Here is a 552-nt window from a genome sequence, read left to right as displayed (position 1 = left end):
TTCAGCAGGTGGAGTAATGGCATTGCTTTCAACAATGCTAACTTTCGCGTGGGTACTTAAACGGACTTGGCCCGACGTCACCACAACATCACCTGGTTTCACGCCTTCCAAGATGTGTGCGATGTCTTTAGTACGTTCGCCCACTTTAACTACGTGTTGTTTCACGCGCTTTTCACCATCTTCTTCTGTCACGATGTAGACGTTATCGCCGTATAAAGTGAAGGTGATTGCTGTTTGAGGTAGCGTCACTTGGTTTGCCAATTTAGGCATGATGATGTTTGCACGTGCGAACATACCGCTGCGAAGTTTGCCATCGCTGTTTGGAATGTCAGCTTGTACTTGGATCAGACCACTTTGTACATTTACTGCAGGTTCAATGGCAGAAATTGAGCCTTTGAATGGCTGATCTGGGTAGGCATCTACAAAAATATCCACTTCTTGGTCAAGTTTGATACGCGAGATGTCTGTTTGAGGCACGGTAAAGCGCAGACGCATTACGCTGCTATCTTCTAGACGAACAATATCGCTACCAGCTTGGATGTATTGACCAAG

At 46.0% G+C, this 552-nt stretch carries 1 pseudogene; it reads right to left on the bottom strand.

Annotated elements, in window-relative coordinates:
- Positions 1-552 (bottom strand): annotated as a pseudogene (gene vmeC, locus R7R24_RS29540) (multidrug efflux RND transporter periplasmic adaptor subunit VmeC); the annotation flags it as partial.

This window comes from Vibrio sp. 704 (assembly GCF_033339295.1).
Note: the sequence above shows the minus strand (reverse complement) of the source record. Positions and strands in the feature narration are given on the sequence as shown.